This window comes from Shinella sp. M31, from assembly GCF_049199205.1.
GTDB lineage: Bacteria > Pseudomonadota > Alphaproteobacteria > Rhizobiales > Rhizobiaceae > Shinella.
In genome coordinates, this window is the sequence record NZ_JBLZPH010000071.1 from 45,333 (window position 1) to 70,309 (window position 24,977).

Below are 24,977 nucleotides of genomic sequence, written 5' to 3' on the forward strand. Positions count from 1 at the left end.
CGCCCACCGCGTCCTCGTCGAGCGTCAGCTCATGCCGCGCCAGCCCGCCGGACAGCGCCGTCAGGCGCGCATTGGTCGACACGAAATCCCGCGGCGAAAACGTGATGGCGCCGATGCGGCGATGGCCGAGACCGACAACATGGTCGACCGCCTTGCCGATGACATCACGCGTGGTGAAGGTGACGGAGACCTCGGCGGAGTGACGCACCGAGCCGACAAGCACGAGCGGAAAATCCTTCTCGATCAGCGAGATCAGCGCCCGGTCACCGGCACGCGGGTTGACGACGATCAGCCCGTCGATGCGGCGCGATTCCACCAGATTGTCATAGGCCCCGGCCCCGCCGCCCGCCTCCAGCCCCTCGACGAGCACGTGGAACCCCATCTGCCGGTTGGCCTTCTCGATGCCGTAGAGAACCTGCGGAATATACTGGTCGACAAGCAGGATGGACGGATCTGAGACAATGAGGCCGATCGTTTCCGTCAGCCCGCTGACCAGCATCCGCCCCGCCGAATTCGGCTTGTAACCCAGTTCGGCGGCCGCCTGCATGACCCGCTCGCGCGTCTCCTTGCTCAGCGTCACGCTCTCCGAACGGTTGAGCACGAGGGAGACCGTGGCACGGGAGACGCCGGCCAGACGGGCCACATCGTGACTGGTCACGCGGTTGCTTGCCATTCCACTCCCCGACCGCGCCAGGCGCAATTTTTTCCAAGCGTCTTCAATCTCTTCGCCCTTCCCGAGAGGTAGCGCCTGTCTGCGCGCTTGACAACAGGAATATCCTCCCGCTATTCAAAGCTAACACGTGTTAGCAATGGATTTCTTGAGGAGTAACACGTGTCAACGGTGGGAGGATGGCTATGACCAAGGCGGGCAGCAACGTGTCGCGCGCCCGGAGACGGCGAAAGGAAACCCTGACGGGCCTCCTGTTCGTTGCCCCGGCACTGGTCGGATTCCTCGTGTTCTATCTCCTGCCGACGCTCCGGGCGATCCAGATCAGCCTGACCGACTGGAACCTCATGCGCGCGCCGAAATTCGTCGGTCTCGCCAACTATGCGAAGCTGCTGGGCGACGAGAATTTCTGGCATTCGGCCTGGGTCACGCTCGCCTATGTGCTCTACAACATCCCGATCCAGACGGCGCTCGGCCTGCTGCTCGCCGTGCTCTCCGACCGGCTCGCCCGCGCCGTGTCGCTGCGTGCCGTGATCATCGCGCCCTATCTCATCTCCAATGTCGTCGCCGCCCTCGTCTGGCTGATGATGCTCGATCCGATCCTCGGCCTGGTGAACGGTTTCTTGGAGATCGTCGGCATCGGCCGACAGGGTTTCCTCGCCTCGCCGGACCAGGCGATGGTCTCGGTGGCCGCGATCTCGACATGGCGCCATACGGGCCTGACCGCCCTGCTCTTTTATGCCGGCCTGCAGGCCATCCCGCGCCATCTTTATGAGGCAGCGCGGCTGGAAGGGGCCGGCGAGTGGACGATGTTCCGCCGCATCACGCTGCCGCTGCTGCGCCCCGTGCTAGCCTTCGTGCTGGTGACCAGCCTCATCGGCTCCTTCCAGGTCTTCGACGTCATCGCGGTGGCGACGGCCGGCGGCCCGTCCAACTCGACGCGCGTTATTCTCTGGTACATCTACGAGAACGCCTTCAAATTCAACAAGATGGGATATGCCTCCGCAATCTCCGTCGTGCTGTTCGTTACCCTGATCCTCGTCACGCTGCTGCAGATGCGGCTGCTGAAGGCGGATCAGTCGGATCTCACGTAAGGAGGCGGCCATGAAGACCATCACCCCGCAGGCCGCACTCGGTTATCTCGTGCTCGCCGTCTTCGTCTTCCTCTCGCTGCTGCCGCTGTGGATGGCGCTGAAGATCGCCCTGACCTATCCGAGCGACGTCTACACCAGCGCCGCGAGCCTGACGCCCGAGACCTTCACGCTCGGCAACTTCCTGCGCGTCATGGGCCTGCCCTCGGATATCGAGCTCACGGCCTCTCGCGCCTCGCCGATCGACTTCATGCTCGCGCTGCGCAACAGCGTGATCTACACGGCGCTGACGGTATCCGGGCAGATCTTCTTCTCGGCGCTGGCGGCTTACGCCTTCGCTCGCATGAACTTTCCGGGCCGCAACCTGCTGTTCTTCGCCTTTCTCGCCGCGACCATGATCCCGAGCATGGTGCTGTTCATTCCGAACTTCATTCTCGTCAAGCAGCTCGGCCTTCTCAACACCTTCACCGGCCTCGTCGCGCCGACCATCCTGATGACGCCCTTCGCGGTCTTCTTCCTCAGGCAGTTCTTTCTGTCCTCGCCGAAGGAGCTGGACGAGGCGGCGCGGCTGGAAGGCGCCTCGCAGTTCCAGATCTTCTGGCGCATCGCGCTGCCCATTCAAAAGGGGCCGATCGCGACACTCGGCATCCTGCTCGCCATCCAGTCCTGGAACGAGTTCTTCTGGCCCTTTCTCGTCGGCCGCGATGCCGGCGTGCGCGTCATGGCCGTCGCCCTCTCGGACTTCATGAGCCAGACCGGCCGCGGCAATCCCGACTGGAGCGGGCTGATGGCGGCCATCGTACTCTCGATCATTCCGGTCATCGGCCTGCTCGTCGTGTTCGGCCGGCAGATCGTGGAATCGCTCCAGACGAGCGGCATGAAATAAGTCGATAAATCAAAAGGAGGAGACATCAATGAAACGACACCTGATCAGCGCTATCGCCGCTACAACGGCCCTCACCAGCCTCAGCCCGACGCTCGCCTCTGCCGAGGACATCACGCTGAACTATACGATGTGGGACGGCAACCAGGCGCCCGTCTACCGCCAGTGCGCCGACAAGTTCGAGGCGGCCAATCCCGGCATCAAGATCAAGATCTCGCAAGACGCCTGGGACAATTACTGGACCACGCTGACGACGTCCTTCGTTTCCGGCACCGCACCCGACGTCTTCGTCAACCACTTGAGCCGCTTCCCGGAATTCCTGACGAACGGCGTGATGGTCGACCTGTCCGAGCGCATCGCCGCCGATCAGCTCGACATGAAGGCCTATCTGCCGGGCCTCGCCGAGGTCTGGAACAAGGACGGCCAGCAATGGGGCATGCCGAAGGACTGGGACACGATCGCGCTCGTCTACAACAAGAAGATGATCGCCGACGCCGGCATCAAGGAAGAGGACCTGAAGAACCTCGACTGGAACCCGAAGGATGGCGGCTCGCTGGAAAAGCTGCTGGCCCATCTAACGCTCGACCAGAACGGTAAGCGCGGCGACGAGCCTGGCTTCGACAAGTCCAAGGTCGCCGTTTACGGCTGGGCGACCGACCGGACGGACGGCTACGGCCAGACGCAGTGGAGCTTCCTCGCCGTCTCCGATGGTTTCAAGCCGATCGACAAGGCCTGGGGCACGCACTACGGCTATGACAGCCCGGCCCTTGCCGAAACGCTCACCTGGCAGCGCGATCTTGCTTTAAAAAAGGGTTTCGCGCTGAGCCAGGAGCAGACCGGCAAGCTGAACGCCACTGCCATCTTCGCGGCCGGCAAGGCAGCGATCGTGCCCGACGGTTCGTGGAACATCGGCACCTACCGCGATGCCTCCAAGATGGAGATCGGCTTCGCGCCGGTGCCGAAGGGTCCTGAAGGCCGCCGCTCGATGTTCAACGGCCTGGCCGATAGCATCTGGTCCGGCTCGCAGCATCAGGACGAGGCTTGGAAGTGGGTGAAATATCTGAGCGGTTCGGAATGCCAGACCATCGTCGGCAAGGCCGGCGTCGTCTTCCCGGCGCGCCCGGAAGGCGTGACGGCCGCCGAAGAGGCGCATAAAGCGAAAAACCTCGATGTTTCCGCCTTCGTCATGCTGGCGACGCCCGAGACGACCTTCCCCTTCCCGATCTCGGACTATGCCTCGGAAATCTCCACCGTGCTGACGACGGCGGTGGAAAACGTGCTGCTCGACAAGGGCGATCCGGTGACCCTGCTGAAGGACGCCAACGACCAGGTGAACGGCATGTTCTAAAATACGGACGCGCCTCCGCGGCGTTCACGCTCCCGCTCCTGGCGCGTCCTGCGGCAGGCGCATCCACCGGCGTCACCCTCCCGGACGCCGGTGGATCATTCCACACTTGACCGCAACACCATCTTTCGAGGATCCGTCATGCGACGCCCCAAAATCACGTTCATCGGCGCTGGCTCCACCGTTTTCATGAAGAACATCATCGGTGACGTGCTGCATCGTCCCGCCTTCAAGGACGCCGTCATCGCCCTGATGGACATCAATCCCGAGCGCCTCGCCGAAAGCGAGATCGTCGCCGGCAAGCTCATCAAGACGCTCGGCGCGCGTGCCACGATCGAAACCCATACGGATCGCCGCGCCGCCCTTGCCGGCACGGATTTCGTCGTCGTCGCCTTCCAGATCGGCGGTTACGAACCCTGCACCGTCACGGATTTCGAAATCCCGAAAAAGTTCGGCCTGCGCCAGACGATTGCCGACACGCTCGGCATCGGCGGCATCATGCGCGGCCTGAGAACCGTGCCGCATCTCTGGGCGATCTGCGCCGACACGATGGAGGTTTGCCCCAACGCGATCCTCCTGCAATACGTCAACCCGATGGCGATCAACACCTGGGCGATCGCCGAAAAATTCCCCGCCATCCGCCAGGTCGGCCTGTGCCATTCGGTGCAGGGCACGGCCTATGAGCTGTCGCGCGATCTCGACATTCCCGTCAATGAAATCCGCTACCGCGCCGCCGGCATCAACCACATGGCGTTCTTCCTGAAGTTCGAGCATCGCCAGGCCGACGGCAGCTACCGCGACCTCTATCCGGACCTTCTCGCCGGCTACCGCGACGGCCGCTTCCCCAAGCCCAGCCATTGGAACCCGCGTTGCCCCAACAAGGTGCGCTACGAGATGATTACGCGGCTCGGCTATTTCGTCACCGAGAGCTCGGAGCATTTCGCCGAATATACGCCGTGGTTCATCAAGGAGGGCCGCGAGGACCTGATCGAGAAATTCGGCATTCCGCTCGATGAATATCCCAAGCGCTGCGTCGAGCAGATCGCCCGCTGGAAGGAAGAATCGCGCGCGCTGACCGGCAGCGATACGATCGAGGTGAAGGAGAGCCATGAATATGCCTCCTCCATCATGAACTCGGTCTGGACCGGCGAACCCTCGGTCATCTACGGCAACCTGCGCAACAACGGCTGCATCACTTCGCTGCCGGCCAACTGCGCCGCCGAAGTGCCTTGCCTCGTCGACGAGAACGGCATCCAGCCGACCTATATCGGCGAGCTGCCCACCCAGCTCACCGCCCTGATCCGCACCAATATCAACGTCCAGGAACTGACGGTGAAGGCGCTGACGACGGAAAACCGCGAGCACATCTACCACGCCGCGATGATGGACCCGCACACCGCCGCCGAGCTGGATCTCGACCAGATCTGGAGCCTCGTCGACCAGCTGACCGCCGCCCACGGCGCGTGGCTGCCCGAATGGGCGCGCGGCTGAGACCATCCTTCCCGCGACGGGCCGGCCTCCAGCCCGTCGCCTCTACGTGAAAACCGGCAAGAGCAGGCGAAACACCATGTCCTTCCTGACGATCGACAATGTCATCAAGCAGTTCGGCAACCTCCAGGTCGTCAAAGGCGTCTCCATCGAAGCGGAGAAGGGCGAATTCATCGTCTTCGTCGGTCCTTCCGGCTGCGGAAAATCGACGCTGCTGCGCATGATCGCCGGCCTGGAGGAGACCTCCGAGGGCACGATCTCCATCGACGGCGAGGACCTGACCCATGCCGACCCCGCCGATAGGCACGTGGCAATGGTCTTCCAGTCCTACGCGCTGTTTCCGCATATGGCCGTCTATGACAACATCGCCTTCGGCATGCAGATCAACAAAGTGCCTAAGGCCGAGATCAAAGCCCGCGTGCAGGAGGCGGCGCGCATCCTGCAGATCGAGGCCCTGCTCGAGCGCAAGCCGCGCCAGCTTTCCGGCGGCCAGCGCCAGCGCGTCGCCATCGGCCGCGCCATCGTGCGCAAGCCGAAAATCTTCCTGTTCGACGAGCCGCTGTCCAATCTCGATGCCGAGCTGCGCACGCAGATGCGCGTGGAAATCGCCAAGCTGCATCAAGAAATCGGCGCGACGATGATCTACGTCACCCACGACCAGGTGGAGGCGATGACGCTCGCCGACCGCATCGTCGTGCTGCGGGGCGGCCTGGTGGAGCAGGTCGGCTCACCCGCCGAGCTTTACGACCGGCCCGCCAATCTCTTCGTCGCCGGCTTCATCGGCTCGCCGCGCATGACCTTCCTGCCCGGCCGGATCGAGGTGGCTGATGATGCGGAAATCCGCGTCTCCTCGCCCGCTTTCGCCCGCCCGCAGACGATCACAGGTCCGTTCGCGCATTTCCCCGATGTCGGCAGCGCCGTCACGCTCGGCCTGCGCCCCGAATCCTTCCGGATCGACGCCACTGACCCCGTTCTGACGGCAACCGTCGAAATCACCGAACATCTCGGCGGGTCGACGCTTGTGCACACCCGCACGAGCGATGGAAATTCGCTGGTCATGGCGACGTCAGGACGCGCCGACCTGCGTCCGGGCGACGCGCTGCCCCTCGCCTGCGCCGGCGCCCCCCACGTCTTCGATGCGCACGGTTTGAGCCTTGCCGCCACGCAGCCGTCTTAGAGCAGGCCGGCAGCCGTCATCAGCTCGACGACCTTCTTGCTGTCGAGCGTGGAGGCCTCGACCTTCGGAGCATCCAGATCCTTGAGCGGAACGAGCTTGGGATTGGCATCCCCGGCGATCGCATATTCGAAGGACGTGCCGTCGCGCAGGATCGCCTGGCCGGCCTTGCCGGTGATCCACTTCAGGAAGGCCTGCGCCTCCTTCTGGTGCGTGCTGGTCTTCAGGATGCCGCCGCCGGAAATGCTGACGAAGGCGCCCGGATCCTGGTTCTTGAAATAGTGCAGCGCGACATTGCCGCTGTTTTCACCGGTCTTCGCCTGATCGCCGAACCAGTAATAGTGATAGATCACGGCGCCTTCGACTTCACCGGCGTTGACCGCCTTCATGGCCACGCTGTTGCCCTTGTAGAACGTCGCGTTCTCTTTCATCGCCGTCAGCCACGCCGCCGTTGCCTGCTCGCCCTTCAGCTGAAGCAGCGCACCGACGATCGCCTGGAAATCCGCGCCGTTCGGCGAAGCGCCCCAGCGCCCTTTCCAGGCGGGTTCGGCAAGGTCGAGCATCGATTTCGGCAGCTGGTCTTCGGTGAGCTTCGTCTTGTCATAGGCAAAGACCGTCGAGCGTGCGGCGATGCCCGTCCACATCCCGTCCGCCGGACGATAGTCCGCCGGCACCTGCTCAAGCGTTTCCTTGTCGACGGGCGCGAAACGTCCGGCAGCGTCGAGAAGCGCCATGGCGGGCGAGTTTTCGGTCAGGAAGAGATCGGCCGGCGTCAGATCGCCTTCCTGCAGGATGAGGTTGGCGAATTCCATGTCGCTGCCCTTGCGGACGACGACCTTAATGCCGGTCTCCTGGGTGAACGCATCGATCCACGCCTTGCCGAGCCCCTCGTGCTGGGCATTGTAGATGACGAGTTCGCCGGCATCCTGTGCGCTGGCGCCGGAGGCCAGCGGGGCGGCCGCGGCAAGCGACAGGACGGCAAAGGTCAATCGGATCGACAGGGTCATGGTAGTCTCCTTCACAAGGCCGAGATACCGCCCGAAAAACTGGGCAAGCGCACTCTACTTATCGCGGCATCGCGCCCCGCGCCAGTGTCACCACGCCGCAGGCAGAGCGAAAACCATTGCCTTTCACTCAACAAATCCTTAGGGCAGGAGCGGATGATCCGTTGCGTGCGAAACGGTCGTCCGCTCGTTCTCATGGCATGAAGGCATGGGCCTTGTTGCAGGATAGTACAGTTCAGATAGTCGTCCGGCCGTGGCCGGCCCGGCGCCGTTTGCGCACGTCGCTGCCGAATGTCTCCGTCACCGCGCTTGCCGGGCTGGTGGCCTTGTTCAGCTTGGTGCCGCTCGGCTTCATCGGCTGGGTGACCTATGATGTCGGCTGGGAGACCGTGAAGACGCTGGTTTTCCGCCCGCGTGTCGGCGAACTCGTTCTGAGCACCGTCTATCTCGAACTTCTGACCATTCCGCTATCGATTGCGGTCGCCGTCGCCATAGCCTGGCTGACCGAGCGCACCGACATTCCCGGCGCCCGCCTCTGGGCGTGGCTGGCGATCACGCCGCTTGCCGTTCCCGCCTTCGTGCACAGCTATGCCTGGGTCAGCCTCGTGCCCAGCCTGCGCGGCCTTGCCGGCGGCACCTTCGTCGCCGTGCTCGCCTATTATCCGTTCCTCTACCTGCCGGTCGCCGCGGCCCTCCGGCGGCTCGATCCCGCTGTCGAGGATGCCGCCGCCTCGCTCGGCCTGGCGCCTGTTGCCGTGTTCTTCCGCGTGGTGCTGCCGCAGCTAAGGCTCGCCATCTGCGGCGGATCGCTGCTGATCGGCCTGCATCTCCTGTCGGAATACGGCCTCTTCGCGATGATCCGCTTCGACACGCTGGCGACCGCCATCGTCGATCAGTTCCAGTCCTCCTATAACAGCCCCGCCGCCAACATGATCGGCGGCGTGCTGGTCACCTGCTGCCTGTTCCTGCTAGCGCTGGAAGTCCTGCTGCGCGGCAATGAGCGCTATGCGCGTGTCGGCACCGGCGCGGCACGACCGGCGGAGCGGCGCCAGCTTGGCCGGCTTGCCTGGCCTGCCTTGCTTCTGCCGGTGGGACTTGCTGCGCTGACCCTCGGCGTGCCGCTGATAACGCTCGGCCGCTGGCTCTGGCTTGGCGGCGCCGGCATTTGGGACAGCGCGGTCACCGGTGCGGTCAGCGAAACCCTGCTGCTGGCGCTGGCCGGCGGCGTGCTCGCGACGGCTGTCGCCGTTCCCATGGCCTGGCTTTCGGTGCGCGCGCCCGGACGATTGCAGCGGCTTCTCGAAGCCTGCCATTATTATGTCGGCTCGTTGCCGGGCGTCGTCGTGGCGCTGGCGCTCGTCTCGATCACGGTGCGCTTCCTGCTGCCGCTCTACCAGACGTTTGCCATGCTGCTGGCCGGATACGTCCTGCTGTTTCTGCCGCGCGCCATGATCGGCCTTCGGGCCAGCATCGCGCAGGCGCCCGTCGAGCTGGAGCGCGCGGCGATGGCGCTCGGACGCACGCCCGTGCAGGCGCTGCGGCAGGTCACGCTGCGGCTCGCCGCCCCTGGTGCGGCAGCGAGCGTCGCCCTCGTCGCGCTCGGCATCACCAACGAACTGACCGCCACCCTGATGCTTGCGCCCAACGGCGTCGAGACTCTGGCGACGCGCTTCTGGTCGCTGACCAGCGAGATCGACTATGTCGCCGCTGCCCCCTATGCGACGATGATGGTGGTGCTCTCGCTGCCGCTGACCCTTCTTCTCCATTCCCAATCGAAACGGACGGCCGGCCAATGACGCTGATCTCCCTTGAAGCCATCAGCAAGCGCTACGGCGAGGTCCAGGCTCTGGATGGTGTCAGCCTCTCGGTCGGACCGGGCAGCCGCACGGCCGTGGTCGGCCCGTCTGGTTCGGGCAAATCGACGCTACTGCGCATCATCGCCGGCTTCGAGTTTCCCGAAAGCGGCCGCGTGTCCTGTGATGGAGCGCTGTTGGCCGAAGGGCCGGCCGGTGTGCCCGCCCACAAGCGCGGCATCGGCATCGTCTCGCAGGACGGCGCGCTGTTTCCGCATCTGAGCGTCGCCGAAAACATCGCCTTCGGCTTCGAGCGCGGCAAGGCCGATCGCGCGAAGCGGGTGGCCGATCTGCTCGACATGGTGGAACTCGACGGCAGCATGGCCACCCGCCGGCCGCACCAGCTCTCCGGCGGCCAGCAGCAGCGCGTGGCGCTGGCCCGCGCACTCGGCCGCCAGCCGCGCCTGATGCTGCTCGACGAGCCGTTCTCCGCCCTCGATACCGGCCTGCGCGAGGCCATGCGCAAGGCCGTCGCGCGGGTGCTGCACAATGCCGGCATCACCGCCATCCTCGTCACCCACGACCAGACCGAGGCGCTTTCCTTCGCAGACCAGGTGGCGGTGCTGCGGGAGGGCAAGCTCATCCAGGCCGGCCCGCCGCAGACCCTCTACCGGCAGCCCCGCGACCGGGAAACCGCGCTCTTCCTCGGTGACGCCGTTCTCCTGCCGGCGACCGTCGGTGATGGCTTTGCCGATTGCGCGCTCGGACGCATCGCCATCGACGGCAATCACACCGGCAAGGCGGATATCATGCTGCGGCCGGAGCAGATCAGCATCGCCATCGACAACGCCGCGCCGAAGACCGGCGCCCGCGTGGTCGACGTCCAGTTCGGCGGCGCCGTCTCGACGGTCGCCGTCGCCCTTCCAGATACGTCCCTGTCGCCCGTGCTGATCCGCACATCCGGCATCGCCCTTCCCAGCCCCGGCGATATCGTCCAGTTGGACATTGCCGGCCGTGCACATGTCCTCGCCTAGGGAGCCCGAAAATGCCGATCAAAGTTGTCGTCGCGGGATCCCCGGGACGGATGGGCCAGACGATCGTCGCAGCGTTGCAGGCCGACAAGACGTTTCACTATATCGGCGGGATCGGCCGGTCCGAGCACGACGAGACCGGCCTCCTCTCTATCGAAGAGGCGCTTGAAACCGCCGACGTCATCATCGATTTTTCGACGGCGGCATCCGCCACCGCGCTCGCCGAGCGATGCGCGGGTCGCGGCGGCCCGGCGCTGGTCATCGGCGCAACCGGCTTCGACCGGAACGAGGAAGACAGGATCGCTGAAGCCGCAAGCCGGATTGCCATCCTGCGCTCCGGCAACTTCTCCATCGGCCTCAATCTCCTGACGAGGCTGATTGCGCAAATGTCCGCCGTCTTGCCGCCGGAAGCCTGGGACATCGAGATCACCGAGGCTCATCACCGCCGAAAGATCGACGCCCCCTCGGGAACGGCGCTCATGCTGGGCGAAGCGGCGGCACAGGGGCGAGCGGTTTGCCTCGACAGCGTGGAACGCCGTGGCCGCGATGGACTGCCAGGCCTGCGGCCGGAGGGCGAGATCGGGTTTTCAGTGGTACGCGGCGGCGGCATCGTTGGAGAGCACAGCGTGATTTTCGCCGCCGAGGAAGAGGTCATCACGATCTCGCATTCCGCGTTGGGGCGCGCCATGTTCGCCCGTGGTTCGCTCGCCGCCGCCTGCTGGATTGTCGGCAGACCGCCAGGCGCCTATACGATGACGGATGTACTCGATGCGGCGGGCTCCAAGACCTGAACACGACCATCGCTTCCGGTCATGCCGCTATCCAGCGACGTTGCCGCCACCAGCTCAATTCGCCTGAAGGCGCGCCTTGAGCCCGTTGACGATGCGATCGGCCAGAGCTTCATAGTCGCCGTCGAAATGATGTCCGCCCTCGATGGCAACCGACTCCACGCCGGAGGCCTTGAGCGTCGGGCAGGGATCGTCGTCTTCCTCGGTGCCGGAAATGCACTGCACCCGTTTTGGGTCGATCTTGGCGATATCATCGACGGGGTCGCCGCCCGAGCCTGCGCCAGCCACGCCGAGCCAGCCGGTAACGGAAACCTCGTAATCGACCTGATGGGAGAGCGCCATCAGCGTGAGCTGCGGCACGCGGGCGCGGTCCTCGGGCGACAACAGGTTGTAGGTCGCCGGCAGGATGTCCGAGCCGAAGGAATAGCCGACGAGCAGGACATGCTTGACGTTCCATTCCTTGCGGAAGGCCTCGATGATGCGGGACAGGTCGTCCGCCGTCTCCTGCGGCTTGCGCTCGGACCAGAAGTACCGCAACGAATCCACACCGACGACGGGAATGCCGCGTTGCTGCAGCGCGCCGGCCACCTGCTTGTCGATATCGCGCCAGCCGCCATCGCCCGAATAGACCACCGCCATCGTATCGAAGGCCGGCGTCGCCTTGAGCACGGCGAGCGGCAGGCCGAGCGGGCTGTCCGCATCGCCGGCCGCATCGATATGGTCGGCGAGCGTCTGGGCCAGGACATCCGCCGCAGAGCCCGTCTCGTCTCGCACATCGACATCGGCATGCGCCTTTTGCAACGCTACGACGTGATCGCGCCCCGCCTGCGAGACCTTGTCGGTGAACAGCACGGTCACCGGCGCCGGCAGCGCGCCGTCGGTGAGACCGTAGACGATGCGGCCGTCGAGCTTCGTCTTGGAGGCAGGCGTGCAGAGAACCTTATCGAGCGGAATACCGGCCTGAGGATCCACCGCGATGGCCTCGCCGATCGTCGCGGCGGGACTCTGGGCGATCATCGCCAACGCCAGCGCACCGCCCTCGCCGATGCCGGCAATGATGGGCGGATTGTAGCTCGCCGCCCCGCCGGCCCGCTGGATCTGATGGGCGAGCGATTCCACGTCGGAGACCATATAGACGCAATCGCCGTCATCGGCTTGCAACGCCTTGAGATAGGACGGGAAATCGATGCCGACGACGGCCGCGCCCTTTTCGACGAGGGCTCTCGCCTCCTTGTCTTCCTCCACCCCCCAACCGTTTCCATCCGAGATCAGGAAGACGCTGGCGCTCGGCGCATCATCCGGCAGGAGAATATGATCGGCGGGGATCATGCCGGTCGTAAACGTTTTGTCGGCCTCCTGCGCGAAGCCGATGAGAGGCGCGGTACAGGCAAGCAAAGCGGCAAGCGCAAGAGGGCGAAAAACCTTCATTTGGAAATCACTCCTTTGACGCCGCCGCCGATGAGGAAGGTCACGTCCATCAGGGCAAGTGCCGCCCCCGTGGCATTCGAGACCGCAAGATAGCGCGGCTCCCAGCGCGGATGGAACTTCGATTTGAAGGCGCGCAGGCCTTTAAAATTGTAAAATCGCTCGCCGTGTTCGAACAAAACGCCGCCGACGCGGTCCCAGACGGGGGCCGCCTCGCGCTGCGCCATGCCGGACAGCGGCGCCATGCCGAGATTGAATTGCCGGTATCCCTCGGCCTTGAGATAGTCGAGAATGCTGGCGAAGAGGAAATCCATCGTGCCCTTCGGCGCGTCCGGCGTAAAGCGCATCAGGTCGACAGTCGCTTCCGCCTTCGTATCGGTCACCATGAGTGTGGCGAAGGCGACGATCCTGTCTTCCAGCCGCACGACGGCGACGGGCTGTTCGAGCACGTAGCTGTCTTCGAAAGCCCCGAGCGAGAAGGTCTTTTCCTTGGCATTGTGATGGGCGAGCCAGCCGTCGGAGACGGTGCGCAGCGCCGGAAGAATTGCCGCAACATCTTGCGGCGGCACGACGGTAAAGGTGAGGCCATCGCGCAGGCCGCGATTGTGCGATTGCCGGAGATTGGCAAAACGGCTGCCCTTCATCTCGAACTGCGGAAGATCGATGATGGCGAGTTCACCAAGCTTGAAGGCGCGCAGGCCCACATCCGCACAGGCCGAAAGCAGGATCGGCGAGATCTGGTAGAAGGCCGCCCGCCCGCCGCCGGCCCGTGCGGCACCGACGAATTGCCAGACCAGTTCCGGGAATTCCTCCTCCAGGCCGATCGGATCGGCAAGCGCAATCCAGGACCGGCCATGGATGCCGTACATGATGTAGGACTCGCCCGACGGCGAGAACAGGAGCCGCTTGTCGCCCATGCGCACGAGATTGGCATCGGCGAAATCCTGGCCCATGGTGATGGCCACCGCCCGTTCCAGCTCTGCCGGCGTCGGCCCTTCCGTGCGGAAATGCGCCGGCCGCAGAAGGCTGAACAGCGCGAGTGCCGAGGACGCGATGGCGAGCCCCAGCAGGGCGCGCAGACCGCGCGGCGCCTCCTCGGAGAATTCGAACTGCCACCACAGTTCATGCGCATATTCCGTATCGCGATAGACGAAGAGCAGGATGAGCGTCGCGGTGACGATGATGACGGCGATCGCGGCCAGCCAGGACGGCCCGAGCGCCTGCCGGAGCAGCGAGGAATGCCGGTCGAAGGCGCGGGCATTGGCAAGCAGCGCGACGATGAACAGCGCAAGCAGGCCCGCCTCGAAAACGGCGATGGCCTTGAGGAACGCGAAGGCGAAGGCGACCGAGGCGCCCGCCAGTGCTACCCACCAGGCGCCATCCAGCCGCTGCCCGAGCCCGCGGGCGGCGACGAGCAGCAGCAGGCCGAGCAGGCTCGACAGGAAATGCGCGCCCTCGACGATCGGCAGCGGCAGGTAGCCTGCGAGGAAATCAAGGTCGGAATCGGGCGTCGGCACCACGCTGGAAAAGATCAGCATGGCGCCGAGTATCAGCGAGAGCGTGGAGATGAGCGCGGGCGCCAGCTTGCCGGCGAGTTGCGCCGCCTCGGCCACACCAGGCCGCAACACGAGTTGCCGCATCTCGGTGATCAACAGCAGAACGGTCGCCAGCAGGAGCGGCAGCACGTAGTAGATCAGGCGATAGAGCACGAGGCTGCCGAGCAGCTGGTCGATGCTGATGGCATTGGAAAGCCCAGCCATGATGACCGCCTCGAAGACGCCGAGGCCGGCCGGAACGTGGCTCAGAACGCCGAAGCCGATCGCCACCGCATAGACCGCAAGGAAGGTCGGCCAGCCGACCTGGGTGTCGGGCAGCAGCACATAGAGCACCGAGGCGGCGGCAGCGATATCGAAGGCCGAGACCAGGAACTGGCGGGATGCGGTTCGGCTGTCCGGCAGCCGCAGCTCGAACCCCTTGAAGCGAAGCGCATGCCCGTTGCGGCCGCTGTAGAACAGGCCGATCAGGACGAGGAGGATCAGGAGCGCGGCGGCGCGCAGCCAGAACGCATCGACACCGAGAATGCTGGCGACGCGCGGCGCGACCGCGAGCGCCGCAAGCGCGCTGACGGACAGGAGGCCGAGGCCGAAGGCGAGCGTGACGAAGGCGATGACGCGGGCGGTGTCGCCCGGCGCAAGCCCGAGACGCGAATAGGCGCGAAACCGGATCGCCCCACCACTCAAGGGACCGAAGCCAACGGTATTGCCGACCGCATAGGCCATGAAGGCCGTCACCGCGACCGAGGGGAACGGCGCCTTGCGACCGATATAATCGAGGGCATTGGCATCGTAGAGGATCAGCGCCAGGAAGCTCAGCAGGGTGAACCCGGCCGCAAGCGCAATGTCGCTCCACGAAGTCGCCGAAAGCGCCGCCAGCACATCGTCATAGCGCACCTCCGCCGTCAGCCGGTAGATGCCCAGCGCCACGAGGGCGAAAACAAGGAGACTCGCGGCCGCAAGAATATAAAGGCGGTAGATCAGGAACAGGCGGACAAGCCGCGACGTCCCGGTTTCATCGACGACCGCACTGCTATCATCCGACATGTTCTGCCCAGCCTTGATTTGGTGGCCGTATACTGGCGCAGGTTGTGGCAAATATCGGGCAGCCTTTGCCTGCATGCCGCAATTGGCTGCGGCGGATCATCCAGCCCGCATCGCGAAGCATCCTTTTCGGCTCATTCTTCAAAAAAACTTCCGCGTCGCGATCCGTTTTCGTGTGGCGCATCGTCCTTGGCACATCCTAACCTGAAGGAGACATGCCATGGCCGACACGCCCGTTATTTTGATCAACGTGCTCCGGGTGAAGCCCGGAAAGCAGGATGCGCTCACCGCGCTTCTCAACGAAAACATCGACACGGTGATCCGCACGCTGGACGGCTGGAAAGCGACCCGACTGATCGCCGCCGCCGATGGCACCGGCGTCGTCATTCATTCCGAATGGCAGACCCCGGCGGCCGTCGAGGCGATGCGGAACGATCCGCGCATGCAGGCCTATTTTCCGAGGATCGCGGAACTGGCAAGCCTGGAATCGCTCCTCGGCTCGATCGTATCGAGCGCGGCACGCTAGGCAATGGGGAGAACACCATGGCTCAGATGGTCGTAATCTATCGCACACCACAGGATATCGCGGCCTTCGACCGGCACTATTTCGATATCCACGTGCCGCTTGCTAAGACCCTTCCGGGGCTGCGGAAATACGAGATCAGCGACGGCCCCATCGCCGTGCCGACCGGCTGCGGCGAAGTCTACCGCATCGGAACGCTGTCTTTCGATGACCTCGCAACCCTCAAGGCGGCTTTCGCCAGCCCTGAAGGACGGGCAGCGGCCGCCGACCGCCGGCTGTTTGCGCCTCACGGCTCGGGGGTTCAGATGTATCTCTTCGACAGGAAGGTGCTCTGATACACATCGCAGTATCACGGTCGCAGCCGGCCAATCTGGCGAAAATCTTCAGCGGCATCGCGTTCAAAGCGGGCAGGCAGGGACGACAATGGATATGGAAGAGTTCGAGGAACACCTGAAGACACTCCGGCCGCGCCTCCACCGGTATTGCGCGCGGATGACGGGATCGGCCGTCAGCGGCGAGGATGTCCTGCAGGATACGCTGCTCAAGGCGCTCAGTGCCCGAAACCAAGGTGCCGCGGTGGACAACATTGAGGGCTGGCTGTTTCGCATCGCCCACAATACAAGCCTCGACTTCCTGCGCAGCCGGGCGCGCAATACGGTCGTGCCGCTGACCGAGGACATCGAAGCCGCCCCTCTTCCCGGCGCCGATATCGTGGCCATCGGCTTCCAGACCTTTCTGCGGTTGCCGGAGCTTCAGCGCTGCGCGGTGATCCTCAAGGACGTTCTCGGACATTCGGTCGAGGAGATCGCCGATATCGCCGACTGCTCTCCGGCGGCAGCCAAATCGGCGCTCCAGCGTGGGCGCGGTGCGCTCAGACGGCTGGCGTCGGAACCGGAGGACACGAGACTGCCGCTGCTGTCCGATATCGACCGGCGGAAGATCACGGCCTATGTCGATTTCTTCCGAAGCGGCGATTTCGACGCGATCCGCGCCATGCTTGCCGATGATGTGAAGCTTGAACTCGTCAACCGGCTCCACCTTCAGGGGCGCGAGAAGATCACCCCCTATTTCACGCGCTATGCGGAAGTGGCGAAATGGCGCTTCGCCCTGGGTGCCGTGGAAGGGCAGCCGGCCATGCTGGTCTTCGACGGCACCGGCGCGATGGAGAGCCTCGCCCATTTCGTTCTGATCGAATGGTCGGACGAGCGAATCATCGGGATCCGGGATTTCCTCTTCGCGCCCTATGTGCTCGAGGCCGTGGACTGGGTGCGTCTCGGCTAGCCCCCTGCGCCCCGTCCAATGGCTGCGGCAGCGGATCGAAAGGCCGATGTCATTCCCGTGTCATCGCAATCTGCTGAAACGCTGCCCCATGCCGTCGGGTAAATGTGACCGTTCCTTTCCGAGAACGTCCCTTGCGTGACAGGCATACGCGTCGCTGGCCCGTGGCCATGCGCGGTGGTTATGGATAGTCCAGCTCAGGAACCAATCCCGATGATCGAAACGGTCGCTTCTCCCGCCCTCTCCCCCGTCACGGCGCGCAAGGAGGCGGTCGGCAAGCGCCTGAACCGGGCCGTGCGGCGCAACTCGCTGCTATCGGCGTCGGGTCTGTCGGAGTATGTCTTCTCGCGGCTGTTTCGCAATCTGGTCTATGCGCAGATCTGGGAGGACCCCGATGTCGACATGGCTGCGCTCGGCATCGAACCGGGCAACACCATCGTCACCATCGCCTCAGGCGGCTGCAACGCGATGTCCTATCTGATCGCCGACCCCGCCCGCATCGAGGCCGTCGATCTCAACCCGGCGCATGTCGCCTTCAACCGCCTGAAATTCACCGCCGCCAGCCACCTGCCGGATTACGAAACCTTCTACCGTTTTTACGGCAAGGGCGACGACCGGCGAAACCTCGATGCCTATGAACTCCATCTGCGCCCGCATCTCGATGAGGAGACGCGCGACTATTGGGAAAGCCGCACGCTGACCGGCCGGCGCCGCATCTCCATCTTCCACCGCCAGCTTTACCGTCATGGCCTGCTCGGCGGCTTCATCGGGCTTGGCCATACGATGGCCCGCCTCTATGGTGCCGACCCGCGTGGCCTCCTGGAAGCCCGCACGCTGGAAGACCAGAAGCGCTTCTTCGACGAGACGCTGTCGCCGCTGTTCGACAAGCGGCTGATCCGCTGGGCGACGGCGCGCAAGAGCTCGCTGTTCGGCCTCGGCATTCCCCCGCAGCAATATGACGCCCTGTCGGGCGCCGGTAACGGCATGGCCGAAATCCTGCGCGCCCGCGTCGAAAAACTCGCCTGTGGCTTTCCGCTTTCGGAAAACTATTTCGCCTGGCAGGCCTTCGGTCGCGGCTACGGCAAGGACGAACAGGCGCCGCTGCCGCCCTATCTCCTGCGGCAGAATTTCGAAACGGTCCGCAACCGCGCCGACCGCATTTCCATCACCAACACATCGCTCACGGAATTCCTCGCGGCCAAGGCCGCGCAGTCGGTCGATCGCTTCATCCTGCTCGATGCGCAGGACTGGATGACGGATGCACAGCTCAATGCGCTGTGGAGCGAAATCACCCGCACCGCCAAACCGGGAGCCCGCGTGATCTTCCGCACCGCGCCGGCCGAAAGCCTGCTGCCGGGCCGCGTCGCGCAAACCATCCTCGACCGCTGGGCGTATCACGCGGCGGAATCGCGCGCCTTGCACGAGAAGGACCGGTCGTCGATCTATGGCGGCTTCCACCTCTATTCCTTCAAGGGGTGAGCCCGATGAACGCCGTCTCGGATCATGCCCTTCTGATGGATCGCATCTACCGCTGGCAGCGGCGGTTCGGCATTTACGACGCGACCCGCAAATACTATCTGCTCGGCCGCGACCCGCTGCTTGGCGGCCTTGCCCCGCCCCCCGGCGGTTGCGTTCTGGAGATCGGCTGCGGCACGGGGCGCAACCTCGTAAAAGCCGCACGGCTCTATCCGCAGGCCCGTTTCAACGGCATCGACATCTCGCAGGAAATGCTGATGGCGGCGCAGGCGGCCATCGACGGCGCCGGGCTGAACGATCGGGTGCACCTTGCCCGGGCGGATGCGGCGAACTTCGACCCGCAATCGCTGTTCGGGAAGGCCAGTTACGAGCGTATCTTCATTTCCTATGCCGTATCGATGATCCCGCAATGGCAACGCGTCATGGAGGCCGCCGTGGCCGGCCTGTCGCCAGGTGGCGAATTGCATATCGCCGATTTCGGCGACATGCAGCGCCTTCCCCGCTGGTTCAAGAGCGCCATGGACACCTGGCTCGGCTGGCATCATGTCACCCCGCGCGCCGAACTGTTCGAGGTGTCGTCGCAGCTGGCCGCAATCCATGGCGGCACCGTCAGGGTGCAGCGCCTGCATCGCGGCTTCTCGTGGCTCGCGACAATCCGCAAGGCCTGACCGAAGAACACCCCTCTTGTAATACGCCTGTCACGCAGGCTTCTTATCGCAGGAGGGCAACGCACCGCTTTAGAGAGGCACTCCCATGCGTCAACTTCTCCTCGCTTTGGCATCGGCCACGATGCTCGCAGGCGCCGCCCAGGCCGCCACCGTCTATCCGCTCGACCGCGCCACGATCCTGGTCGGCTCTCCCTTCGACTTCAAGGTCGAGTTCGATGCCGTCGTGAAGCCGGAGGACGTGAAGGTCACGGTCAACGGCCAGGACTACGAAGCCGTCTTCGGCAAGAAGGCTGAATTCGTTGCCGAAGAAAAAGGCAAGGAAGACAAGGTTCTGGGGTCCGCGCTCATCCTGCGCGACCTGACGATCGGCGCCGCCGGCGAATACAAGATCGAGGTCTCCGCAGGCAGCGAAGCCAAATCCGTCGCCTGGGACGTCTATGAAACCGTCGCCCAGCCGAAGGCCAAGAACATCATCTTCATGATCGCCGACGGTCTTTCCGTCGCCCATCGCACCGGCGCGCGCATCATGTCCAAGGGCATGACCGAGGGCAAGGCAAACGGCCGCCTCGCCATGGACGACATCCCGCCGGTCGCCTTCATCGGCACCTCCTCGACGCATTCGATCGCCACCGACAGCGCCAACACGGCCTCGGCCTACATGACCGGCCACAAGTCGCGCGTCAATGCGCTCGGCGTCTATGCCGACCGCACGCCCGACAGCCTCGACGACCCGAAGGTCGAAACGATTGCCGAAGCGCTGCGCCGCACGACGAAGAAGTCCGTCGGCATCGTCACGACGGCCGAGGTCGAGGACGCCACCCCGGCCGCCCTCGTCTCCCACACCCGCAAGCGCGCAGACAAGGCCGAGATCGTCGGCATGATGCTCGACGTCAAGCCGGACGTGCTGTTCGGCGGCGGCTCGGCCTACTTCCTCGGCAAGGACGTTCCCGGCTCCAAGCGCAAGGATGACAAGGACTACATCGCCGAGTTCAAGAATGCCGGCTATGCGCTCGCCATCGACAAGACGGAGCTGGCCGCTGCCGCCGGCGCCAACGAGGAGAAGCTGCTTGGCCTCTTCCACACCGGCAACATGGACGTGACGCTCGATCGCGAATTCCTCAAAAAAGGCACGGTCGACAAATTCCCCAACCAGCCGGGCCTCGTCGACATGACCAAGGCCGCGCTCGACAAGCTCTCCAAGAACCCGGAAGGCTTCTTCCTGATGGTCGAGGCCGCCTCGGTCGACAAGATGAGCCACCCGCTCGATTGGGATCGTGCGCTCGTCGAAACCATCGAATTCGACAAGGCCGTCGCCGTGGCCCGCGAATTCGCCGACAAGAACCCCGACACGCTGATCGTCGTCACGGGCGACCACACGCACGGCGTTTCCATCATCGGCACGGTCGATGACGAAAAGCCCGGCACGGAGATGCGCGAAAAGGTCGGCACCTACGACAATGCCGGCTTCCCGAACTACGAGGACAAGGACGGCGACGGTTACCCGGATCGCGTCGATGTCTCGCGCCGCCTGTTCATGGCCGCTAACAACGGTCCCGACCACTACGAGACCTTCCGCCCGAAGCTCGACGGCCCGTTCGTTCCGGCCGTCCAGAACGAAGCGAAGGAATATATCGCCAACGAAGCCTACAAGGATGTCCCCGGCGCCGTCTTCGTGCAGGGCAACATTCCGAAGGACGAGGATAGCGGCGTGCATGCCGTCGACGATGTCGTGCTTCAGGCAGCGGGCCCCGGCTCGGAAGGCTTCCGCGGCTACATGGAACAGAGCGACGTCTACCGCGTACTTGCCGACACCTTTGCCCTCGGCACGGCCAAGGACTAAATGCTTCTTACCCCGAAATGGACAGGCGGCCCCGCGCCGCCTGCCCATGCCATCGTGAAGGAACAGGAAAGCAGAGCCATGACGGATACCCCGCGCACGTTTCTCACCCGGCGGCGGATGCTCTCGGCGCTTGCGGCCCTGCCCGTGCTTTCGCTGGCTCGTCCCGTGCTTGCCGGCGAAAAACTCGGCTTTGGCGAACTCTACAAAAGCTTCGGCGTGCTGGGCCTGGAGTTTTCCGACAAGGTCAAGCGGTTGAACGGCGAAGAGGTCACCGTCAAGGGCTTCATGGCGCCGCCGCTGAAGGCTGAGGCGAACTTCTTCGTGCTGACGGAAATCCCGATGTCGCTCTGTCCCTTCTGTTCCTCGGATGCGGACTGGCCGGACAATATCCTCGTCGTCTATCTCTCCGAAAAACAGACCTTCGTGCAGTACAACGCCCCGATCGAGGCGCATGGTGTGCTCGAATACGGCGCCTGGACCGATCCGGAAACCGGCTTCCGCAGCCAGCTGCGGCTGCGCGAAGCGGCCTTCAACACGGTCTGACCATGCTGGCGCTCGATATTTCCGGCCTTGAAATGCGGTTTCCCGGCCTCGATGTGCCGGTGCTTTCCATCTCACGGCTTCATCTTCCCGCCGGCGGGCAGCTTGCCGTCACCGGCGCTTCCGGCTCCGGCAAGAGCACGCTGGTCAATGCCATCACGGGGCTTGAAACCGCAACGAGCGGTTCTGTTTCCTGGGGTGAGACGGACATTTCCGCGCTCTCCGCCGATCGGCGCGATGCGTTTCGCGCCCACCATATCGGGCTTGTCATGCAGGACTTTCATCTCTTTCCCGGCCTCTCGGCATTCGAAAATGTCGTGCTTCCCGCGCGTCTCTCGCGTCGACTGACGCCGGCCGCCCGCGAGCGCGCCTTGCATCTTCTGGAAACGACGGGCATTGCGAGACCCGGCCAGACCATCGAAACCCTCTCGCGCGGCGAGATGCAGCGCGTCGCGGTCGCGCGGGCCTTGCTGTCGAAACCCGGCGTGATCGTCGCGGACGAACCAACCGCCAGCCTCGACCGCCGCACCGGCGAGGAGGTCTCCGAACTGATCGTCCGCCTTGCCCGGCAGGAGGGCGCGACGCTCATCGTCGTCACCCACGACCCCGCCCTCATGGAGCGGCTTGAGCGGCGCATTTCGCTCGACGGCGGTCGTATCTTCGAAGACAGCGCGGAGGTGCGCGCGGTATGATCCGTTTCATCCTTGCCGACCTCAGCCGCTTCAAGGCCGGCGCCTTCGCCGTCGTCATCCTGATCGCGCTGTCCGTCGCACTCAGCGTCACCGTCACGTTGCAGGAGCGTGCCGTGCGCCTCGGCAGCGCGCGAGCGGCGGAAAAATTCGACCTTCTGGTCGGCGCGGCGGGCAGCGAGACGCAGCTTGCTCTTTCCGCCGTGTTCCTCCAGCCCTCACCCCTGCCGCTGATGTCGGGCCGCGTCCTGGCAAAACTTTCCGCCGATCCACGCGTCGACTTTGCCGCTCCGGTCGGCTTCGGCGATTCCGCGGATGGCCATCCCGTCGTCGGCACGACCAGCAGGCTGATTGCCGCTCTCTCTCCTGTTCTTGCCGAGGGCACCACCTTCACCCGTCTCGGCGATGCCGTTATCGGCGCCGATGTGCCAAAGCGCATCGGTGCGGAGATCAAGCCGATGCATGGCGGCGCCGAAGAAGGCGGTCATACCCACACCGCGATCGTCTACACGGTGACCGGCCGCATGGCGCCGACGGGCACTGCCTGGGACCGCGCGATCCTCGTGCCGATCCGCGCCGTCTGGCAGTTGCATGGCATGTCTTCGCACGACGCGCATGACCATGCCGGCGAAACGCATGAGAGCGCCGAGGCGGAGGATCACGATCATGAAAGGCATGTCGAGGCCGATGCCGCGATAGACGAGCATTTCGATGCCGAAACACCCGGCGTTCCCGCCGTTCTCGTCAAGCCGAAGACCGTTGCCGACGCCTATCGCCTGCGCCAGGAATACCGCGGCGAGGCGACGCTGGCCGTCTTCCCGGCCGAGGTGCTGACCCGTCTTTACGCGACGCTGGGCGATGCGCGCGGCCTGCTTCTCGCCATCGCTATCGGCACGCAGATCATCGTGATCGCCGCCGTGCTGCTCGTCACCATCATGCATGTCGGCGCCCGCCAGCGGCAGATCGGGGCGCTTCGGGCGTTTGGCGCGCCGCGCCGGGCTGTCGTCGCCATCGTCTGGGGAGAGCTCTTTCTGCTCTTCCTCGCCGGCTTCGCCGCCGGCCTTCTGATCGGCTATGGCGCGGCGCATCTCATATCGGCCACGCTCACCGCCACGACCGCCATCCGCATGCCGGTGGAGTTTGCAAGGGAAGACCTGTCGCTGGCCTTCTGGTTTATCGTGCTCGCCGTTCTGGTATCGATCCTCCCGGCGATCTCGACGCTTCGCCTCAGCCCGGCGCGCGCCTTGAGAAGCTGATCGGAGAGGGCCTTTCTGCCGGTTGCCGAGCCATGCGACGCTTTGCCCGTCTTCCTTGGATGACAAGCACGAATACAGGCAATATACAGTCAATATTCGCACAGCCTGGAATCCCCTCCTATGAAGACATGGTATCCCGATCTCAGTGCCAGCGGCAGCCCGCTCTACATGGCGCTTGCCGAGGCGATCGAGCACGACCTGCGCCGTGGAACGCTTTCGGCCGGCGACAAGCTGCCGACCCATCGCGATCTCGCCGGGCGCCTTGCGATCGATGTCACGACCGTCGCCCGCGGCTATGTCGAAGCCCAGAAGCGGGGCCTCGTGCAGGCACATGTCGGCCGCGGCACCTTCGTGACGGGTGCCGCACGCACCACCACCGAAGCGGCCCAGCCGGATGCCCGCCGCGCGGTCATCGTCGATCCCTCCATGAACATGCCGCCGGAGCCGGACGATCCCGCGCTCGTCACCCGGATGCGCGCTGGTTTTTCGGCGCTTGCCGCCGATCTTGTGCCGCTCCTGCGCTACCAGACATTCGGCGGGGCGCCGATGGACAAGGAGGCGGCCGCCCTGTGGCTTGGCCGGCGCGGCCTGGCCCCTGCGCAAGAGCGCATCTTCATCACGCCCGGCGCCCATCCGGCGCTGCTCGCCATCCTCGGCACTCTGGCAAAGCCCGGCGAAACGGTTCTGTCCGAAACCATCACTTATCCCGGCATACGCTCGATTGCCGCGCAATTGCGGCTGCGACTTGCCGGCCTTGCCATGGACGATCACGGGATCCTGCCTGAGGCCTTCGCCGAGGCCTGCGAACGGGAAAGCCCCAAGGCGCTATATCTCAATCCGACGCTGCAAAATCCGTTGACCTTCACCATGCCGGCAGCGCGGCGGACGGAAATCGCCGCCATCGCGCAAAAATACCGCGTGCCGATCATCGAAGATGATGCCTATGGTTTTCTCCCGCTGGACGGTCCCGCACCGCTCGCCGCCGTTGCGCCCGATCTTACCTGGCATATCGGCGGGCTGTCGAAATGCATCGGCGCGGGTCTGCGTCTCGCCTATGTCGTTGCGCCCGAAGACGGCCGCGCCCTCTGGTCCTTTGCGGGTGCGATGCGGTCCGGCAATGTCATGGCCTCGCCGCTGACCACGGCACTCGCCACCCGCTGGATCGGCGACGGCACGGCGGATGCCATCCTCGATTTCCTGCGGGAGGAAGCGGCCGCCCGCCAGGCGATGGTCGCGATCCTGCTCCCGCCGGGCAGCTACCGGGCAGACAAACTCAGCTTCAACATCTGGCTGCCCCTGCCGCATGGCTGGACGCGCTCCACGTTCAGTGCCCATATGCGCGCCTCCGGCCTCGGCACCGTCGCAAGCGATGCCTTCGCCGTCGATGGAACGCCGCCCGAGGCCGTCCGCGTCTGTCTCGG

At 64.6% G+C, this 24,977-nt stretch carries 22 protein-coding genes; 18 read left to right on the top strand and 4 right to left on the bottom strand.

Annotated features, from left to right (window positions below):
- Window positions 1-673 (bottom strand): LacI family DNA-binding transcriptional regulator (locus tag ACOZKU_RS10870; protein WP_421578874.1); only part of this gene is annotated, 673 nt, incomplete at its 3' end.
- 182 nt (window positions 674-855) lie between these two features.
- On the opposite strand from ACOZKU_RS10870, the gene ACOZKU_RS10875 reads away from it, so the two are divergent.
- From ACOZKU_RS10875 to ACOZKU_RS10895, 5 genes are all read left to right on the top strand, one after another.
- Window positions 856-1,761, top strand: a complete 906-nt coding sequence (locus ACOZKU_RS10875) for a carbohydrate ABC transporter permease (protein WP_421578875.1) — start codon at window positions 856-858, stop codon at window positions 1,759-1,761.
- Between the two features lie 10 nt (window positions 1,762-1,771).
- Window positions 1,772-2,644: a carbohydrate ABC transporter permease gene (locus ACOZKU_RS10880; RefSeq protein ID WP_421578876.1), complete on the top strand. Its 873-nt coding sequence runs from the start codon at window positions 1,772-1,774 to the stop codon at window positions 2,642-2,644.
- Between the two features lie 28 nt (window positions 2,645-2,672).
- Window positions 2,673-3,989 (top strand): ABC transporter substrate-binding protein, encoded by a 1,317-nt coding sequence (locus ACOZKU_RS10885; protein WP_421578877.1) that lies wholly within the window; start codon window positions 2,673-2,675, stop codon window positions 3,987-3,989.
- A gap of 138 nt (window positions 3,990-4,127) precedes the next feature.
- Window positions 4,128-5,477, top strand: coding sequence for an alpha-glucosidase/alpha-galactosidase (locus ACOZKU_RS10890; RefSeq protein ID WP_421578878.1), 1,350 nt, complete (start codon window positions 4,128-4,130; stop codon window positions 5,475-5,477).
- 76 nt (window positions 5,478-5,553) lie between these two features.
- Window positions 5,554-6,651 (top strand): ABC transporter ATP-binding protein, encoded by a 1,098-nt coding sequence (locus tag ACOZKU_RS10895; RefSeq protein ID WP_421578879.1) that lies wholly within the window; start codon window positions 5,554-5,556, stop codon window positions 6,649-6,651.
- On the opposite strand, the gene ACOZKU_RS10900 is transcribed toward ACOZKU_RS10895, so the two are convergent.
- A complete protein-coding gene (locus ACOZKU_RS10900) occupies window positions 6,648-7,655 on the bottom strand; it encodes an iron ABC transporter substrate-binding protein (protein ID WP_421578880.1) in 1,008 nt (335 codons plus the stop codon). The genes ACOZKU_RS10895 and ACOZKU_RS10900 overlap by 4 nt on opposite strands.
- A gap of 197 nt (window positions 7,656-7,852) precedes the next feature.
- Between ACOZKU_RS10900 and ACOZKU_RS10905 the strand changes: the two genes are divergently transcribed.
- Genes ACOZKU_RS10905 through dapB form a run of 3 tightly spaced genes read left to right on the top strand, consistent with a single transcriptional unit; the run spans window position 7,853 to window position 11,267 of the window.
- Window positions 7,853-9,448, top strand: coding sequence for an ABC transporter permease (locus ACOZKU_RS10905; RefSeq protein ID WP_421578881.1), 1,596 nt, complete (start codon window positions 7,853-7,855; stop codon window positions 9,446-9,448).
- The gene (locus ACOZKU_RS10910; protein WP_421578882.1) at window positions 9,445-10,479 is read left to right on the top strand and encodes an ABC transporter ATP-binding protein; all 1,035 of its coding nucleotides are present in this window, start codon (window positions 9,445-9,447) and stop codon (window positions 10,477-10,479) included. The genes ACOZKU_RS10905 and ACOZKU_RS10910 overlap by 4 nt, the downstream gene beginning before the upstream one ends.
- An 11-nt stretch (window positions 10,480-10,490) precedes the next feature.
- Entirely contained in the window at window positions 10,491-11,267 is a 777-nt protein-coding gene (gene dapB, locus ACOZKU_RS10915) for a 4-hydroxy-tetrahydrodipicolinate reductase (protein WP_421578883.1), read from the top strand.
- Between the two features lie 54 nt (window positions 11,268-11,321).
- Here dapB and ACOZKU_RS10920 read toward each other — a convergent pair whose 3' ends face one another.
- Window positions 11,322-12,692, bottom strand: coding sequence for an AcvB/VirJ family lysyl-phosphatidylglycerol hydrolase (locus ACOZKU_RS10920; protein ID WP_421578884.1), 1,371 nt, complete (start codon window positions 12,690-12,692; stop codon window positions 11,322-11,324).
- Complete coding sequence (mprF, locus tag ACOZKU_RS10925; RefSeq protein WP_421578885.1) at window positions 12,689-15,289, bottom strand: bifunctional lysylphosphatidylglycerol flippase/synthetase MprF; 2,601 nt, start codon at window positions 15,287-15,289, stop codon at window positions 12,689-12,691. Before mprF ends, ACOZKU_RS10920 begins: the two co-directional genes overlap by 4 nt.
- A 217-nt stretch (window positions 15,290-15,506) precedes the next feature.
- On the opposite strand from mprF, the gene ACOZKU_RS10930 reads away from it, so the two are divergent.
- The 10 genes from ACOZKU_RS10930 to ACOZKU_RS10975 all read left to right on the top strand — a co-directional run.
- Window positions 15,507-15,812, top strand: a complete 306-nt coding sequence (locus ACOZKU_RS10930; RefSeq protein ID WP_421578886.1) for a putative quinol monooxygenase — start codon at window positions 15,507-15,509, stop codon at window positions 15,810-15,812.
- A gap of 17 nt (window positions 15,813-15,829) precedes the next feature.
- Entirely contained in the window at window positions 15,830-16,144 is a 315-nt protein-coding gene (locus ACOZKU_RS10935; RefSeq protein WP_421578887.1) for an EthD family reductase, read from the top strand.
- Between the two features lie 94 nt (window positions 16,145-16,238).
- Window positions 16,239-17,090: a sigma-70 family RNA polymerase sigma factor gene (locus ACOZKU_RS10940; protein ID WP_421578888.1), complete on the top strand. Its 852-nt coding sequence runs from the start codon at window positions 16,239-16,241 to the stop codon at window positions 17,088-17,090.
- Window positions 17,091-17,300: 210 nt separating this feature from the next.
- Window positions 17,301-18,566 carry a DUF3419 family protein gene (locus tag ACOZKU_RS10945; protein WP_421578889.1) on the top strand — a complete coding sequence of 422 codons (1,266 nt, stop codon included), beginning with the start codon at window positions 17,301-17,303 and terminating at the stop codon, window positions 18,564-18,566.
- 5 nt (window positions 18,567-18,571) lie between these two features.
- A complete protein-coding gene (locus ACOZKU_RS10950) occupies window positions 18,572-19,231 on the top strand; it encodes a class I SAM-dependent methyltransferase (RefSeq protein WP_421578890.1) in 660 nt (219 codons plus the stop codon).
- An 85-nt stretch (window positions 19,232-19,316) separates the two neighbouring features.
- Entirely contained in the window at window positions 19,317-21,071 is a 1,755-nt protein-coding gene (locus tag ACOZKU_RS10955) for an alkaline phosphatase (protein ID WP_421578891.1), read from the top strand.
- Between the two features lie 78 nt (window positions 21,072-21,149).
- Complete coding sequence (locus ACOZKU_RS10960; RefSeq protein WP_314091524.1) at window positions 21,150-21,614, top strand: hypothetical protein; 465 nt, start codon at window positions 21,150-21,152, stop codon at window positions 21,612-21,614.
- Window positions 21,615-21,616: 2 nt separating this feature from the next.
- Window positions 21,617-22,303 (top strand): ABC transporter ATP-binding protein, encoded by a 687-nt coding sequence (locus tag ACOZKU_RS10965; RefSeq protein WP_421578892.1) that lies wholly within the window; start codon window positions 21,617-21,619, stop codon window positions 22,301-22,303.
- Window positions 22,300-23,556 carry an ABC transporter permease gene (locus tag ACOZKU_RS10970; protein WP_421578893.1) on the top strand — a complete coding sequence of 419 codons (1,257 nt, stop codon included), beginning with the start codon at window positions 22,300-22,302 and terminating at the stop codon, window positions 23,554-23,556. Before ACOZKU_RS10965 ends, ACOZKU_RS10970 begins: the two co-directional genes overlap by 4 nt.
- Before the next feature lie 120 nt (window positions 23,557-23,676).
- Window positions 23,677-24,977: PLP-dependent aminotransferase family protein (locus tag ACOZKU_RS10975; RefSeq protein ID WP_421578894.1), on the top strand; the 1,301-nt coding region annotated here is incomplete at its 3' end.

Coding starts and splice junctions, on each gene's coding strand:
- ACOZKU_RS10890 (WP_421578878.1), top strand. CDS start 4,128: ATGCGACGCCCCAAAATCACGTTCATCGGCGCTGGCTCCACCGTTTTC.
- ACOZKU_RS10895 (WP_421578879.1), top strand. CDS start 5,554: ATGTCCTTCCTGACGATCGACAATGTCATCAAGCAGTTCGGCAACCTC.
- ACOZKU_RS10970 (WP_421578893.1), top strand. CDS start 22,300: ATGATCCGTTTCATCCTTGCCGACCTCAGCCGCTTCAAGGCCGGCGCC.
- mprF (WP_421578885.1), bottom strand. CDS start 15,289: ATGTCGGATGATAGCAGTGCGGTCGTCGATGAAACCGGGACGTCGCGG.
- ACOZKU_RS10875 (WP_421578875.1), top strand. CDS start 856: ATGACCAAGGCGGGCAGCAACGTGTCGCGCGCCCGGAGACGGCGAAAG.
- ACOZKU_RS10920 (WP_421578884.1), bottom strand. CDS start 12,692: ATGAAGGTTTTTCGCCCTCTTGCGCTTGCCGCTTTGCTTGCCTGTACC.
- ACOZKU_RS10930 (WP_421578886.1), top strand. CDS start 15,507: ATGGCCGACACGCCCGTTATTTTGATCAACGTGCTCCGGGTGAAGCCC.
- ACOZKU_RS10950 (WP_421578890.1), top strand. CDS start 18,572: ATGAACGCCGTCTCGGATCATGCCCTTCTGATGGATCGCATCTACCGC.
- ACOZKU_RS10955 (WP_421578891.1), top strand. CDS start 19,317: ATGCGTCAACTTCTCCTCGCTTTGGCATCGGCCACGATGCTCGCAGGC.
- ACOZKU_RS10900 (WP_421578880.1), bottom strand. CDS start 7,655: ATGACCCTGTCGATCCGATTGACCTTTGCCGTCCTGTCGCTTGCCGCG.
- ACOZKU_RS10905 (WP_421578881.1), top strand. CDS start 7,853: ATGAAGGCATGGGCCTTGTTGCAGGATAGTACAGTTCAGATAGTCGTC.
- ACOZKU_RS10960 (WP_314091524.1), top strand. CDS start 21,150: ATGACGGATACCCCGCGCACGTTTCTCACCCGGCGGCGGATGCTCTCG.
- ACOZKU_RS10880 (WP_421578876.1), top strand. CDS start 1,772: ATGAAGACCATCACCCCGCAGGCCGCACTCGGTTATCTCGTGCTCGCC.
- ACOZKU_RS10935 (WP_421578887.1), top strand. CDS start 15,830: ATGGCTCAGATGGTCGTAATCTATCGCACACCACAGGATATCGCGGCC.
- ACOZKU_RS10940 (WP_421578888.1), top strand. CDS start 16,239: ATGGAAGAGTTCGAGGAACACCTGAAGACACTCCGGCCGCGCCTCCAC.
- ACOZKU_RS10945 (WP_421578889.1), top strand. CDS start 17,301: ATGATCGAAACGGTCGCTTCTCCCGCCCTCTCCCCCGTCACGGCGCGC.
- ACOZKU_RS10910 (WP_421578882.1), top strand. CDS start 9,445: ATGACGCTGATCTCCCTTGAAGCCATCAGCAAGCGCTACGGCGAGGTC.
- ACOZKU_RS10885 (WP_421578877.1), top strand. CDS start 2,673: ATGAAACGACACCTGATCAGCGCTATCGCCGCTACAACGGCCCTCACC.
- dapB (WP_421578883.1), top strand. CDS start 10,491: ATGCCGATCAAAGTTGTCGTCGCGGGATCCCCGGGACGGATGGGCCAG.
- ACOZKU_RS10965 (WP_421578892.1), top strand. CDS start 21,617: ATGCTGGCGCTCGATATTTCCGGCCTTGAAATGCGGTTTCCCGGCCTC.